This window comes from Pedobacter sp. Leaf216 (assembly GCF_001421515.1).
Taxonomy (GTDB): domain Bacteria; phylum Bacteroidota; class Bacteroidia; order Sphingobacteriales; family Sphingobacteriaceae; genus Pedobacter.
In genome coordinates, this window is sequence record NZ_LMKM01000002.1 from 28534 (window position 1) to 44643 (window position 16110).

A 16110-nucleotide genomic window follows, 5' to 3' on the forward strand; every position below is an offset into this window, starting at 1 on the left:
AAAAAAACAGGAAGAAAGACGCTGCTTCCTTCCTGTTAACAATTAAACTTAAGCGTATGTAATAGATGAGCAACTATTTTGTTCCGCCATATTCTTTGTTCTGCTCTATTTTAGTATTGGCAAGTTCGGACTGCGGAATCGGGAAAATTTCATTTCTACCTGCTTTAAAGCCTTTATAAGCCAGTACGGTTGCTGCTTTGCCCCAACGTACCAAATCAAGGAAACGATGGCCTTCACCGGCAAGTTCGAGCCTTCTTTCTTTCATAATATTATCAAGCGTTACTGCAATCGGACTTAGCCCCACACGTGCACGCACTGCATTAAATAACTGGTAAGCACGGCTACCCGCACCCACCGGAGCACCGCTAGCCAATAATGCCTCTGCCTCTAAAAGATAGGTATCAGCTAAACGGATTTCGTAAGAATCCTGAGGGAAATTCAGTTCTGTTTGACCAGTTGGTGCTTTATCGGAAACCCTTCCAATGGTTTTTTCCAGAAAGTATCCTGTATTTTGATATCCCTTTTCATAAGTAGCAATTCCGTTCTTTTCTAAGCTGTCTAAATTGGCAACAGTTGCTTTATTACGTGGATCGAAATGAATAAAATCAAAGAATTCTTTGGTGAATAACAAAAAGCTGTAACCAGAATAATAATCAGGAGCACCCGCCCCAGGTTTATAACCACGCGGACCAACAATAATGTTTAACAGATTCCCTTCTGATGCACCGGCATCGCCCCATCCGCCATTAGAGGAGTTTGCATGTACAATTTCTAAAATCGATTCTGAGTTGAACTTATTTGCCACTTTAAACAAATCTCCGAAATTAGGTAAAAGCTTATAACCGTAAACTGCATTCATTTGACCTGGTGTGGTACCATTCACAATAGCAAACTGCTCTGCTGCCTGGGCATTTTTTCCTTGTTGCAAATAAACTTTCCCTAACATAGCTTGTGCAGCCCCTTTTGTAATACGGCCGCCATCTGTTTTGGCTACTATAGTATTGGGTAAGTTAGGAATAGCCTCGGTTAAATCTTTTTCAATTAATGCATATACATCTGTTGCAGGCACCTGAAGAACGTTGTAAATATCTTTAGGATCAACTGCAGAAGTTAGTAAAGGTATATTTTTGAAAAAGCGTACTAAATCAAAATAAAAGATAGCCCGTAAGGTTTTTGCTTCTGCTATATAACTATTTTTGGTTGTAACATCCATGCTGATGTTACCCACCTTTGATAGAAAAATATTTGCCCTAAAAATACCGGCATAGCCTTTATTCCATAAATAGCCTTGTGGCCCGGTTGTAGAATTTAAGGTGAAGTTATTAACCACCTGAAGATCGTTAATATCTGAAGGACCACCACCACCAGCAATCTGATCATCTGATGCGGCATCCATGATGGCAACCTTATCATACAAACCACCAGCTTGAGCTCCGAACCTATCATAAATAGAAATCAATGCTGCTTTCGCTTCAGCAGGGGTTTTATAATAGTTATCTAAAAGTATACGTTCTTGTGGATTGATTTCTAAATATTTTTTACAACCAGCGAACAACTGAAACCCTGCCAGGATTACGATTGCATATGTTATTTTTCTTTTCATTATAATTTAATTAAAAATTAGCATTAACACCAAATACGAATGATCTTGCTTGTGGGTATAAACCTCTATCAATACTAAAAGCATTACCACTATTGTTAGATCCCAATTCCGGATCATAACCACTATATTTTGTAGCCGTAAATAAATTTTCGGATAAAACATATACCCTGAATTTTTGAAGACCAATTTTACCTACGATATTTTTAGGCAGGGTGTAACCGATTTGAAAGGTTCTTAACCTGAAATAATCGCCCTTTTCTAAATACAGGGAAGAAAATTTTGTAAGGTTTTTATTTGGGTCTTTATCAGTTATTCTTGGTTGCGTGGTTGATGGGTTGGATGGTGTCCAACGGTCTAACCTGCTGGTTTGATAATTGGCATTCGGTATATCCAAGCGTCTTAAGCCCTGAAAAATCATATTACCTGCAACTCCACTACCAAAGGCCGTTAGATCCCAGCTTTTATAAGATAAATTCAGTGTAATGCCGTAAGTAAATTTTGGCAAGCCGTTACCGATAAAATCCCTGTCGTTAACATCAATTACCTCATCATTATTTAGGTTGGCGAACTTAACATCGCCGGGTTTTGCCAATGGCTGAAGAATTGTTCCGTTTGGACCTTTGTAAGCATTAATTTCATCCTGGGTTTGAAATATACCCTGGTTGATATAACCATAAAACTCGTTATACGAATGCCCGATCTGCGTACGTGTAATATTGCCTAAAGTTTGGAAAGTGGCCTGACTGTCGTCTATAAAGTTAACACCCGGACTTAATTTATCGATCCTGTTTTTCAAGAACGATCCATTTCCGCTGATACCGAAATTAACCTCACCAATTTTTTTGCGATAGCTAAGTTCAAACTCGAAGCCAGAGTTAGACATATCTGCAATATTTGCTGCCGGACTACCGCTACCAATGTACCCAGGTACTGGCGGGTTCTGTAAAATACCTACAGTTTTCTTTTTATACCAATCTAAAACCAAACTTACGTTCTGAAATAAGGTTGCATCGATACCAATGTTGGTTTGCCTGGTTTCTTCCCATTTTAAATCAGGGTTTGCAGATGCCGCAGGGCTGTAGCCTATATTTACTGTATTTTCGTTGCCGAAAGTATAGTTTCTGCCACTGGCTACAAGAGGTACGTATGCAAAATCGCCAATACCATCATTACCTGTTACACCATAACTTCCGCGAATTTTCAAGAAATTAACAATGTTATTTTGTGGAAAAAAGTCTTCTTTTGTTGGTACCCAACCTATTTGGCCAGATGGGAAATAACCATATTTATTATTCGCACCAAAACGCGAAGATCCATCCCGTCTGATTAAAGCTGAGAATAAATATTTCTCTTTATAATCATAAGTTAAACGAGAAAATAAAGAGAACACTTTATGGTCGGTACCTTCACTGCCATCAGAAGTTCTATTTGCAGCAACAGGCTTGAACCTCATCGAAGCTGAGTAGAAATCCTGCGCCGGCACATCGTAAAATGTGGTACTTACACTACGGCTAAAACCATCACTGTAAGATCCCTGGCCTAATAACAAACTTAAATTATGGTTACCCAATGCACGTGTATAAGAAACGGTGTTTTCTAAGTTATAGGTAATTACATAATTGATATTTCTGGCAAACTGGGTTCTATTATTGGAAGTAGATGAGTTTAAATAATAAATTGGATTAAAACCATCGCCACCGTAAAATGCCAGTTTAGATCCTAAGGTAGAACGGAAGCGTAAGCCTTTAATTGGTTCTGCTTCTAAAAATGCGTTACCAACAATATTATGGTCCCAGTCATAATTGCCAATTCTCCTTCTTATATCGCCTAATGGATTTGTGATTTCTTGCGCTACCCTTGTAGAAATGCCATAAGGGTTTCCATTCGGATCTCTAAATACCGGTAATGGATAACTGTTATACGTAGCTGCAGCTGTTGGATCGGTAATAATTGCGGGTGTAATGGGATCTAAATTTATAGCCGAACTTAATGGCCCTCCAAATTCACTGTTGGTATTTCCTATACCGTTGGTAATTGCGTGGCTATAGCCTAAATTTTCGCCAATAGTTAACCATTTATACAACTTATGCTGAGAATTAATCCGAATGTTTGCCCTGTTATATTTAGAAATTTCAGTAGCAACAATACCATCAACCTTAAAATAACCGAACGATAAATAAAAAGTCGATTTATCATTACCTCCATTTATAGAAACTTCATGGTTTTGACGGGCTGCACTGTTATTGAAAACGTAAGATTGCCAGTCGGTTCCTTCGCCTAAAGCGGCAGGGTTAGCATATGGCAGGGTAAACACTACACCAGGGCCAGGGACAAAATCGTTTGTATATGCCTCATTTCTGAGTGTGGCATACTCTGTAGCATTTAGTAAATCTAATTTCTTAGCCGCTTTTGCTTCTCCATAATATCCATTGTAGCTTAAACTTATTTTACCATTTTTACCTTTCTTAGTGGTTACAATGATAACGCCTGATGCCGCACGTGCACCATAAATTGCTGCCGATGCAGCATCTTTTAGCACCTCGATAGATTCAATATCCGACTGATTAAGATATCCAATCCCACCATTATCAACCACAACACCATCAATTACCCATAAAGGATCATTTTTGCCGCCAAAAGAGGTAAAGCCCCTTAAACGCACAGTTGATGCCGAACCTGGCTGGCCTGATTGTGCAGCAACAGTTAACCCTGAAGTTCTACCTTGCAAAGCTTGTTCTAAGCGCGTAGTGGTGGGTTGGTTTTCCAAATCGGCAGCTTTAACACTGGAGATTGCACCAGTTACCACACTTTTCTTTTGTGTGCCGTAACCTACAACAACAACCTCTGTTAAATCTTTTGAACTGGGGGCAAGGGTAATATTTAATTTTCCTCCTGCCGGTACAGTTACAGTTTGGGTAGCCATACCTATTAAGCTAACGGTTAATTTACCACCTACTGGTGCCTGAATGCTAAAATTACCACTGGCATCTGTAGAGGCTGCTTTGCTTGTACCATCAAGCTTAACTGTGGCCCCAGGTAATGGGCTGCCATTTTGTTCTGTTACTTTTCCTGTAACGGGAATATCTTGCGCCAGTAAAGCCGCCGGAAATGCCAAGATACAGTAAATGAAGAATACAAATGTAAATCTTCCTCTCATAGAAATTAGTTTTAAGTTAATATTTGGTTAGTTAGTGATCGCGGCTTGGGTGGCCGTGTTTCATAAATCAAATCTATGGTGGCGCGTAATAATTGCAGCATTTGCTGCTACTACACGAACCATACAGAAGCCCTCAATTAACTCAAAATAAAGAAAAACAGACCTACATAAGCCCTACAAAGAGAATCAAAATCACTGGAAATCAGTTAATTAATATATACAGGCAGAAAATGTTTCAATTGTAACAAAAACATCGATTTAAAGCGTTTTTTGACGCGCAATATCAATCAGAAACTCATATAAATTGGTTTCGGGTTTAAGTTGGAGTTTCTTTCTTAACCGATATCGGCCAACTTCGATGGCTTTAATGGTAACATTCATCAATTGCGCCATTTCTTTCGAAGATAAATTCATGGATAAATAGGCACAAAACTTTAAATCGTTCTGACTTAAATCAGGGTAAAGATCTTTTAACTTGTTAAAAAATTCGGTGTTTACATGGTTAAAGTGCACACTCAAATGATCCAGTTCCTGATCCTTTTTTTCTACATCTCTAATCAGCCTGATCAAATGCCTGAAACTTGGTGAACTTTCATTAATATCGTGGTTTTTAATTACCGCAGATATAACCTCTTTTATCTTCGCAAGCACTTTACCCCGTTGCACCAAATGCATCGTCATGGTAGAAAGTTCTTTGTTTTTATAATTTACATCGGCTTCTAACTTTTCGTTCTGCAGCCTTACAATTTCCTTTTCGTTCCTATCCAGTTCCAGCTGGTGGAGGTAGCTCATGCGGTCTTGCTCTTTAATGTGTTTCCGTTTTTGCCACTTAATTAACAGTCTGATGAGCAGCACAATTAAAATCAGGTAAAAAATCTTCATCCAAATGGTATTGTACCAGGCCGGTAATACTACAAAAGTATAGGCCACTACCGCCGATTCGTTGCCAACATCCGTTCGTGCTTTAATGTTAAAAGTATATTTGCCGGCGGGTAAATTGGTGTAATCTTTTTCGCTTTTTATGCCCCATGCAGACCACTCGCTATCGAAGCCCACCAGCTGATAGCTAAATTTTGTATTCTTATCGTGCTCAAAAAGTGTAGAAGCATATTCGAAATGAATGGAGTTTAAGCTGTTAACGTATTCTGGTATCTCCTTTTGATCTTGTTTATCAGAAATTATTCCTTTACTTACAAAGTAGCCGCCAAATACCAAACTATCTTTATTGCCAAGCAGTTTAATTTGGCCGAGTGTTACAACAGGTTTAATAATATTTTTGATGTATTTATCATAATTAATGTGGTAAGCACCTTTATTGGCCCCTATGAAAATGTTTTTGCTATCGAGCGCATAAATAGATTCAAAACCGCCTACAACTTTGCCATCCAGTTCGGGCAAATAATATACAGTAAAGGGGTTTGATCCGGATGGATGTTTAAAATCGATTACCCCTACCTTTTTATTGCTTACAAACCACACATTGCCATCGCCATCTTCTTTCATATATTGAACCGATATATGGTTTATGGCGTTGGCAAGCAATTTAAAACGCACAAATTTCTGTGCACTTTCATCATATTCATATACTCCATCAGCTGTTGCAATAACTACCCTGTTTTTGATATGGAAAACATAATTATAGAGCTTTGATGGTAAGCCGTTTTTTTCGGTATATAACGTGGTATGGAGCACATGCTGATGATCGGGTTGCAATTCTATTTTATATACACCATGATAGGGGTGTGATGCCCAAATGCGATCTGGATTGTTATTATCAGCCACAATAAAGCGTAAAGTTTCGGCAATGCCGCCAATTTTGCCTGCATTGCTAAAACGGGAGTTGTTGTAAACAATTTTTTGTAACCCTGCATAAGTTCCGGCAATAAGCTCTTTACTGGGGTAAATATTATCAGGTGTTTGGTACATCCAAGTACCGATTAAGCTATAAATTGGCCTGGCTACATTATCTTCAACCAGTAGCGTACCATCTTCATGGGCCATTAACAGCTGGCTGTTAATCTCATCAAGGCCCCAAACCTGGCCTTTGGTGTTGTTTACTTCTTCAAAACTGGCAGGCGAATAGCTCAAATCCTGTTCTTGGGCACTAACCTTGGTTCGGTACAGGCCATTTGATGTACCGATGTAAACAGATTGCTTAAATTTTCTGAAAGCATAACTGGTAATCTGTTTATTGCGGTCGGGAAAAATATTTTTAACAGCACTGTTAATGGCTACATAGGCTGTGCCATCATCAAGCGCAAGCCACATATTTTTATCACGATCAATTAAAATTCCCCTAACATTGTTGTTCTGCAAACCTTCCCTGTAATTGTATTTTTGAACGAGTTCACCTTTCCTGTTCATAATATATACCCCACCAGATGTGGTGGCAACGCCATACAGATTGGCACTGATCTGATTGGCAAAATAAATCCTGTTATTTAAAAAAACCTGATCCAGATTTGTTTTAAAGGGTATCAACTGGTGATTAACTACTAAAAAGAACCCCTTTTTCAATACAGAAATCAATAATGTATCGCCAGCATATGGCAACACAGCTGTAATAGATGAGCGGTTTAAAATACTGTCGCTACAAAAGGGTTTCCACATTTCGTGCTCGTAAAGCAGTAAACCCGAATCAGAAGATTGCGAAAATATTTTGTTGTTAGCCATTCCCATAAACAGCCAGGTAGTATTGGTTTTATAACTTTTTATTACACCATCTTTATAATGTAAAATGGCATGTATCGATCTGAAGAATACCTCGTTGTGTATAATGGAAACACCCCAGATATCGGCCAGTTTTCGCATATTTTCTGGCAGCAGGTTTAATAAAGAAGTATATTTTAATACACCCTGTGCATTTGGGTAAAAGTAGCCAAACTCATCCTGCCCGCCTACATAAATGCGGTTTTTAGAATCGATACCTACTGAGCGTACCGAGGTATAATTGGGCAACCTAAAGAGGTTCCAATACCGGCCGTTAAAAGTGAGCAAACCCTCGTTATTGCCAAAATAAAGTATCCCATTTTTATCCTGCTCTACATCCCAATTCTGTATGCCAGCGTTATACTGTTCGTTGTTGTAATTTACAATTTGCGGAATACCCAATAAATCCTGGGCATGCACATTACAGAATATTAGTAAAAATATGATCGCAAGTAGAAGTTTATTCATCTGGTTAGGGAAGGATGATTTTGAACGCAATAATAAATATATAATTTTAATTCTGATTAATGTTGCTTACAACCGATCATATCGATTTAATGGATCATCTTTTCAGCATATCAGTTATATAATGAACATTATATTTTGCTTTGTTGTACTAATAAGAATTGAAAAGATATGTATATAAGTAAATTGATTATTACAGCTTAGATGGTGAGGATTAACTGGTTAGTTTTTGGGAGCGGAATGTCAGTAGTAATAGGTTTGGTCCTGTCCCGCTTTTACTGCAAGTCCTCACTCGTGCTTCGCTCCGGGCTTTCCGTGCAATCGGGGCTAATTAACATTGGGCAGTGCAAGTAGAAAACTGATGCTTATTGCGCCTGAGCAGAGGTGTTTTTATAATTGTTATATGGTTAAGCCTGACCAGCTGGTAGACTTGTTAGTAAATTGATTATTACAGCTTAAGTGGTGAAGATTAACTGGTTAGTTTTTGGGAGCATGATGTCAGTAGTGATGGGTTTGTTCCTGTCCCGCTTTTACTGCAAGTCCTCAATCGTGCCTCGCTCCGGGCTTTCCGTGCAATCGGGGCTAATTAACATTAGGCAGTGCAGTAAAACCTGGTTTTTAATAGGCCTGAGCCAATATGTTTCATCTTCAAAAATTCTTTTCATCACCTAAGCACTATAAATAACACGGCAAGAAAATGTTATTTTAATAAATGTGGCTCAACGGCTTTTCGCCAGATGGCATAGCCTGTAGCGTTCATGTGCAACATATCCCCTACAAATAGCTCTGGCCTGAGTTTGCCATCTTTAGTCAGCATCGGCTTATATACATCAACAAATTTCGTATTGGCTTCAGTTGATAAATACTTTTTAATCAATGCATTCGAGGTTACTGCTTTATCTTTAAACTTCTCTCTGCTCGGACTAGGCTTAATCGATATATAAACAATCGGTACCGTTGGCAATTTTGCCCTAATGCCCTGGTACAAACGGATGGTTCTGTTTAAAACCGTATCAGGTGTTACTTTATCATTTACCAAATCGTTCTCACCCACATAAAGTACGATCTGTTTAGGTTGGTATGGAAAAACTATATCGTTTAAATAGAAAGTAATATCATTTATTACAGCACCACCAATACCGCGGTTTAAGGCATTGTATTTAGCAAAAACCTGTGTACAATCATCCCATTTGCGAATTGATGAACTGCCTACAAACAATACGGGGTTTACCGGCGCCTTATACATCTGATCGTACTTTTTAATGGTTTGCACATCATCCCAAAAATTGGGTTTCGTTTGGGCAAATGCAGTAAGGGTTATTAATGAGAGCAGAAACAGGGTAACAAATATTTTTTTCATACTATGTAGGGATGTATTATAATGGGCACAATATACCAATATCCTCATTTCTATAAACCAATCAATCAAATTTATTACGGCGGATAAAGCAAGTATGGATTACTTTGCATTCTTAAAGGAATTATTTTCGCATTGCAAATGCGTACCTCTAAAATCCTCGTTACAAACGAGGACTATTTAAGGCTTTTAACCAACAGATTTACACAGAAAACAGTTTTTGCCACCGAAACACAGAAAGCACGGAGAATTCATGGATGATCATACTACATCGTCCTCGTTTGTAACGAGTATGTGCGAGTAAAGCGATTTTATCTCACTTAAATGAATTATTTTCGCATTGCAAATGCGTACTTCTAAAATCCTCGTTACAAACGAGGACTATTTAAGTATTCATTTCCTTAAAATCATACCTCTCATATTGATTTTAAGGAAATAAATTACTCCTCAAACTGATACTTGTTAACGAAAATTAAACCCAACTATCCCCTAAAACCAGCACTATACTTACTAAAATCAAATGATAACGATGCAATGTGCGCCAGCTTCTGCTTGGTAGAGTGATCATCATGATCGGGAACCACAACATCAGCATCACTTTGCAAACCAACTCCATCGCTTAGGTTATTCATAATCCGCTTAACCAATAATGGGTCGGCTTGTTCAGGTTTATGGTTTATAGAAAGATATATTGAAGTGATAATTGCATTAATTTGGTAAATGGTTGATTGTATGCCGTACAGACCGTTAAAATCAATATGTTTCCGCATCGGTTCCTGACTGGCCGATTCTATAGCCTCACTTAAGGCCGATAAACTGAGGTTGGCATTTTTGCGCGCCATCCGCGATATGTTTTCGCCCAGGTTTTCTTTACTTTCTATCGCTACCTGCAAATAATTTAGCGTATCTGTAGTAGCCCTGCTTATTTTTGCTTTTAACTGGCGGCTATCCCATATGGGAAAAAGATAGGTAGCAAAAATTGCAATCACACACCCCCAAACGGTAAACATAATCCTATCGTGCACAATATGATCGAAATGCCCCTGGTAACTGCCCAGCGTTAAAATAACCGCGGGGGTAATAAACAGCACGCTTATGGTATAATTTAGACGGTTAAAAGCATAAAAACCGAGCAGAAAAATCACTGAGAAAGAGAGCAACACTGCAGGGCTCTTTATAAAATATACAATTACCAGCCCGATAACCACGCCACCTAAACTGCCCTTTAAACGTTGCAGGTTCCGTTTCCAGGTGATTGAGAATTTAGGGCGCGCCACAATTACCAGGGTAAGAAAAAGCCAGTAACTGTACTTACTCGGCTCTAACTGCCATATTAATAGGAAACCAAACAGAAAACAGATGGCCAAACGCAACGAAAACCTAAAAATGGGCGATTTTAAGGTTAGGTGTTCCTTTATCGTAAAACGATCGCCGGTAATAAATAACGGATAGGAAATACCGCCACTTAACTCTTGCAGGTGTTGGGCCGCTGTATGCTCATTGCCTCTTATCATTTCGATAATACGCACAATATCGTTCATGTTCGAAACCACTTTTAACACCATTTTACGTTGGGTTTCATTCAGCTGCTCCATTTGCTGCAACAATAACAGTCGTTTTTGGTAATATGATATATTGGTTGCTACCTCGCCCTTGTAAGCTTTAGCCGAGCGTACATGCCTGCCCAAATGTTCTAGCTCTTGTGCCAAAAGTTTTATCAGTGCGGCAATCAGTTTTAAACTTGGGCCTGTTGCCAGGGTATTCCTCACTAAAACATAATCGTAATGTACGGCATTTAGCTGCTCGTATAAATCGATCAATAACCTGGCCCGCTCCAGCAGCAACCGCCCTTTGGGGTTGTTGGGGTTCATGGCGTACTTATCAGTAAGCAGCAAATTGCGGATCAATTCATGTTTCTGGTTTACTTTTATATGCAGTTTTATAGCTTCTTTCTGTTGCAGATCGAGCGGTATATCTACATCGTAATTTTTCGCCTTTGCATTTAAAAACTGGGCACTGCTCATCAAACATTCAAAAATAGCATGGTGAAGCGAGCGGTAAGGCCGCAGCAAAATCTGGATTAAACTGATTACATAATACCAAATACCACCAATTAGCATATAACTGCTAAAATAGAGCGGCCTGGCCGGGTGCAGCCCCATTACAAAGGTGCAAACAATGAGCGCCATGGTGCCAATGAGCGAAAGTTTTTGCCCGTACACGGCAAACATCGAAAAGCTGAAAGCTGCAATTACAACAACTATTGCGGTAAGGTAAAAATGAGCTAAAACCATCGAAACCACCAGCGTAGTGGCAAAAAATACGATGATACTGGAGAGGGCTGTTTTTAATTTATTCAGGCGGTTATCGGGCAAATCGGTTAAACTGATTAGCAGCGCACCCACCCCTATACCCTTAGCGGCCTCGGGGTTGCCAAGGTAAAAGAATAATATAATGGGCAATACCACGGTAATGGTGGTACGCAATGCATCAGAAAAATACTCGCCTAAAAAGAAATACGAAATGGTAGAGCCGATGCCGTTTTTGCCCATGAACAATATTGATGAATAAACCTCAGTTAGAAAGCCGCAAATGTACAGCATTATAATGAATGCATACAGCACAATCGTAAAACCGACCAGGCAACATTTAAAACATTAAAACAATTCGGATTAAAAATGATTGTATTTATACACCAATACCATTTTATATGAAAACGAAATTAATCATTTTAGTAACTGCATTTGGTTTAAGCTTAGCAGCTTGTACTGGTAAAAAAGCCGATCAGGAGAATGCAGACAGCATGAGTAAATATACTGATACCACTAAAGCTGTTGATAGTGCAAGTACGGATGCAATTGCAGATTCGACCACAAACGCACCTGCTGACGCAAAAAACTAAAGAAAATAACAAACAACTAGCGCTCATGCTGAAAAGTATGGGCGTTTTTTTTATGGAGTGACCCCTCAGGGGTTCGAACCCTGGACCCACAGATTAAGAGTCTGTTGCTCTACCAACTGAGCTAAGAAGTCTGGTTGATTAAATATAGTTAAAAAAGGGATTAGTAATTATATTTTGCGTTGCAGAAGTTACAGATTACCAGCTATCATGATCAGTTTCCGCTATCACCACTAAGTCAAGTGGATTATACGCAGTTCATTAACAATCAATTTGCAGCCTCGGATGTGATTAAAAAAAACAAGCTATATACCAAACTAGAACAGGCACCGAGGCCATGAAAAACGAAATAGTAAGAATCCTTAAACTCTTGCGAAAAAACACCCTCGGTACTAGAGATGGGCAAGCGGCCAGGTTTCGGCTACACCTTCCTTTTGAGTTTAAATATGAATAAAGGTTGCGCCAGCACTTCAGCATTAGGATTCCCGCATGCGCGAGAATGACGACCGCCACTTTGCTTTTTCGCCCATTACTTCGAATCTTCTAATGCAGATTATGTTGGTACACGCAGATTTTAGCGTCCGTCAGTCTGTGCGGAGTTGATAACCCACCCAGCTTAGTGTTCTTCGCGCCTTCTCTTTGTGCTCTTTGTGGTTAAAAAAAACGATGCATTTAAAAGATCTCTCCATTCCGCTGCGCTCCAGTCGAGATGACGATTTTTTTCGGGTGCTAATAATGGTAGTGGTTGAAAAGTACACCCAGCTTTGTGTTCTTCGCGACTTCTCTTTGTGCTCTTTGTGGTTAAAAAAAACGATGCATTTAAAAGATCTCTCGATTCCGCTGCGCTCCAGTCGAGATGACGATTTTGCGTTTACACAACCTTATTCCGTTAATTTCCGCTTGATTCCTTCTGTTAAGTTTTTCACTTTAATAAAACCCGCTAAAGAACTGTTCCGTTTATCAAAATCGATTACCAACCAGCCTTTTTTGGCTTTAAGGTTAAACTTATCGCTGCCATTTAAGTTTACGAACAAATCGATATTCTGATCTAACGGAAGTTCGTTGTTCAGGGCACTATCAAGGTATTTCTCCAGCTTACCTGTTTTGCTTTCGTTGTACTTTGCTTCAAATTTAAAGTTGGTATTGTTATCTATAGTACTAATAGATAGGTTTCCTCCACCATTGTGGCATCCGAAACTTAAAACGATAACTAAAATTGCGATACTGTATATTATTTTTTTCATGTTGTTAATTGATTAATTGTTTTTCATCCCCTGCCCCCCCTCAAAGGGTGACAAATTCCTAGCGGGTGGCCCAAACTCCCAACTCCCAACTTCAAACTCCAAACTCCAAACTCCCACCTCAAAACTCCCAACTCAACACTACCCCCCCGCTCTGCCTTTCATATCATCGGTAGCTGTGTTTCTTGATCGTGCTGATTTTACATTCTGATTTCCGAAGTTATAGCTAATGCTAAAATTTGCCCGTCTGCTGGTGTAATGGTTCACAACATTCATGTTGATGTTCTGGTAAACCAGTTTTCCTTCCCAATGGTTGGTGAGCAAAATATCATCCATATTTAATCGCAGTTTAAGTTTTTTATCCATCAGGGTTTTCTGTATTCCGGCATTTAAAGCACCCTGGTAATTGGTTGTTTGCTCTACACCGTTAACCCGTGGCGAGTTAAGCCAGGCGCTAATTTCCAAACTAAAATTTTGAGGCAACGTAAAAGAGTTAGAAGTATAAAGGTTTACCGCAGCTTTGCCCGCGCTATAGGCTGCCCCTTCTATGTTGCCATCGGTGAATTTATTGTAATAAACGCTTACATTGTTCTGCATGTTCCACCATTTGGTAACCTTAACCGGTACATTTATATCGGCCGAATAATTTTGTGAGCGACCAAGGTTCTCGCGGATTACACTGATTACCCTTGTGGCATCATCCTGTTTACTGATCTGCGTAATCATATCTTTAGTATTCGAATAATTTAGCGAGAACGAAAATTCTTTATAGCTGTAGCTAATCTGGTAGTTATCAGTAAACTGAGGTTTAAGGTAAGGGTTGCCCTGATCAACCGCTAACGGATCCAAATAAAAAACAAATGGATTAAGTTGTTGGTAATTCGGGCGATCTACCCTTCTGCCATAAGAATAACGGATGTTGTTGTTTTCATTAAGTTTTTGGTTAACAAACACCGTTGGGAAGAGTGAAAGGTAATTGCGGTCTACTTCCTTTTGGTCGGTAACCGAAGTACCGTTTGAGTGTGTATGTTCTGCACGCAGGCCAAGCTGTATCTGCCATACCTTCCACTCTTTAGAAAAGCTCCCATAAATGGCGTTGATGTTTTCTTTGTATACAAAATTGTTCGATTTACCCAAATCATTCTGCCATACCCCACCAATAAGCTGCTCCGAAATAAAATCGTTATTGGTAACCACATAACTACTTTTTAAACCCGCCTCCAACTTGGCCGTTTTAGAAAGTGGTAGTGTTAAATCTGTTTTGGCAGCATATACACTAATCTCGGCATCGGTATTGTTTCTTAAAGTTGTTTTGTTGGTAGAGCTGCCACCGCTGTTTAAATAATTGGCCAAAAAGTTTTCGTCCTTTTTATTGCTGAAGCCCGAATAATCCATATCAAAGGTTAAGCTCTTGCCTTTTTTATCGAAATCGTGTTTAATGTTAAAGTTTGCTGTTAAATTGCCTACCGGAGAGCTCGAATTGGCATCCTGTAATATATAACTGAGGTTAGTTGCCCCATTTTGCACTGCATTAATGTTGGTATTGCTAAAATTGGTAAGCTTGTTGTTTACCGTATTGGCATCAAACATCACCCCAAAAACCGTTTTGTCTGAAGCATAATAATCAGCACCGAATTTAACCTGGTAACCAACACCCTTACTTTTGCGGTCGAAATTCTGCGTTAGCGCGCTGGCCAAACCTTCTGATAAAGTGCTTCGTGTTAAATACGTGTTGTTAAATTGAGCCTTCCTTGCCACGGTACCGTTGCCAAAAATATTCCATTTGCCCTGCCTGTAGTTTAAATTCAGGTTTACGCCGGCACGGTACAAATCGCTTGGCGAATCGGGCATAATACCCTGCCCGCTGTTAACGCTCACAGTACCATTGGTACCGAATGCCTTGTTGCGTTTAAGTTTAATATTGATGATTCCGGCATTTCCGGCGGCATCATATTTGGCCGATGGATTGGTAATCAGTTCTATCGTGGAAATCTGATCGCTACTCATATTGCTTAACAAGGTTGTAATATCAGCACCTGACAGGAAATTGGCTTTCCCATCAATCATTACCATAATACCACTTTTGTTGTTCAGTTTAATCTGGTCAGTCTGCCGATCTATCTGTACACCCGGTGCTTTCTCTAACACTTCTAAAGCGGTACCACCTGTGGCAATAATGCTGTTTTCTAAATTCAGTACGGTTTTATCAATCTGATGTTCGATAAAAGGTTTCTTGCCCTGAACACTCACCTCTTTTAACTGTTTGCTTACACTTTCTATGCCAATGGCGGGTAAATTTAAGTCTCCGTTAAGTGAAAAATGACCGGTCTTTTTACCTTTAAAACCTACAATCGAAACCGACAATACATACTCACCGTTTTTTAACTGATCGATTGCAAATGCGCCATCAATATTGGTTGATACACTTTTCACCACCGAAGTATCGGGGTAATTTAATACCCTTACAATGGCGAACGATACCGGTACTGTTTTTTCATCGACGATTTTGCCCGTAAGTGTGTTTAATTTTTGGGCAAAAGAAGCCCCACATGCCATAAAGCATGCAATTAACGTTAATAATGTTTTCATGGTATCTTTTTTTAGGTGTAATAGTCAACTCAAGTGAAGCGCCGCGAAATGGAGAGATCTGTATAAATAAGTTTCTCGGTTGCGCTGCGC

The 16110-nt window shown here is 39.3% G+C and carries 8 protein-coding genes and 1 tRNA gene; 1 reads left to right on the forward strand and 8 read right to left on the reverse strand.

Annotation, left to right across the window (positions count from 1 at the left end; all coding sequences use genetic code 11):
• Nucleotides 1-73: 73 nt before the first annotated feature.
• From ASE74_RS01260 to ASE74_RS01280, 5 genes are all read right to left on the reverse strand, one after another.
• Complete coding sequence (locus tag ASE74_RS01260; RefSeq protein WP_055903157.1) at nt 74-1603, reverse strand: RagB/SusD family nutrient uptake outer membrane protein; 1530 nt, start codon at nt 1601-1603, stop codon at nt 74-76.
• A 10-nt stretch (nt 1604-1613) separates the two neighbouring features.
• Nucleotides 1614-4760, reverse strand: coding sequence for a TonB-dependent receptor (locus ASE74_RS01265; RefSeq protein WP_055903159.1), 3147 nt, complete (start codon nt 4758-4760; stop codon nt 1614-1616).
• 258 nt (nt 4761-5018) lie between these two features.
• Nucleotides 5019-7937 (reverse strand): triple tyrosine motif-containing protein, encoded by a 2919-nt coding sequence (locus ASE74_RS01270; RefSeq protein WP_055903161.1) that lies wholly within the window; start codon nt 7935-7937, stop codon nt 5019-5021.
• A gap of 697 nt (nt 7938-8634) precedes the next feature.
• Nucleotides 8635-9294 (reverse strand): GDSL-type esterase/lipase family protein, encoded by a 660-nt coding sequence (locus ASE74_RS01275; RefSeq protein WP_055903163.1) that lies wholly within the window; start codon nt 9292-9294, stop codon nt 8635-8637.
• 479 nt (nt 9295-9773) lie between these two features.
• Nucleotides 9774-11894, reverse strand: coding sequence for an FUSC family membrane protein (locus ASE74_RS01280; RefSeq protein ID WP_082458602.1), 2121 nt, complete (start codon nt 11892-11894; stop codon nt 9774-9776).
• A 107-nt stretch (nt 11895-12001) separates the two neighbouring features.
• Here ASE74_RS01280 and ASE74_RS01285 point away from each other — a divergent pair, with 107 nt between their 5' ends.
• A complete protein-coding gene (locus tag ASE74_RS01285; protein ID WP_055903168.1) occupies nt 12002-12193 on the forward strand; it encodes a hypothetical protein in 192 nt (63 codons plus the stop codon).
• Nucleotides 12194-12251: 58 nt separating this feature from the next.
• Here ASE74_RS01285 and ASE74_RS01290 read toward each other — a convergent pair.
• The 3 genes from ASE74_RS01290 to ASE74_RS01300 all read right to left on the reverse strand — a co-directional run bounded on the left by ASE74_RS01290 (nt 12252) and on the right by ASE74_RS01300 (nt 16020).
• Nucleotides 12252-12324, reverse strand: a tRNA-Lys gene (locus ASE74_RS01290).
• A gap of 747 nt (nt 12325-13071) precedes the next feature.
• Complete coding sequence (locus tag ASE74_RS01295; protein ID WP_055903170.1) at nt 13072-13434, reverse strand: hypothetical protein; 363 nt, start codon at nt 13432-13434, stop codon at nt 13072-13074.
• A gap of 138 nt (nt 13435-13572) precedes the next feature.
• Nucleotides 13573-16020, reverse strand: coding sequence for a TonB-dependent receptor domain-containing protein (locus tag ASE74_RS01300; RefSeq protein ID WP_055903173.1), 2448 nt, complete (start codon nt 16018-16020; stop codon nt 13573-13575).
• Between the last annotated feature and the right edge of the window lie 90 nt (nt 16021-16110).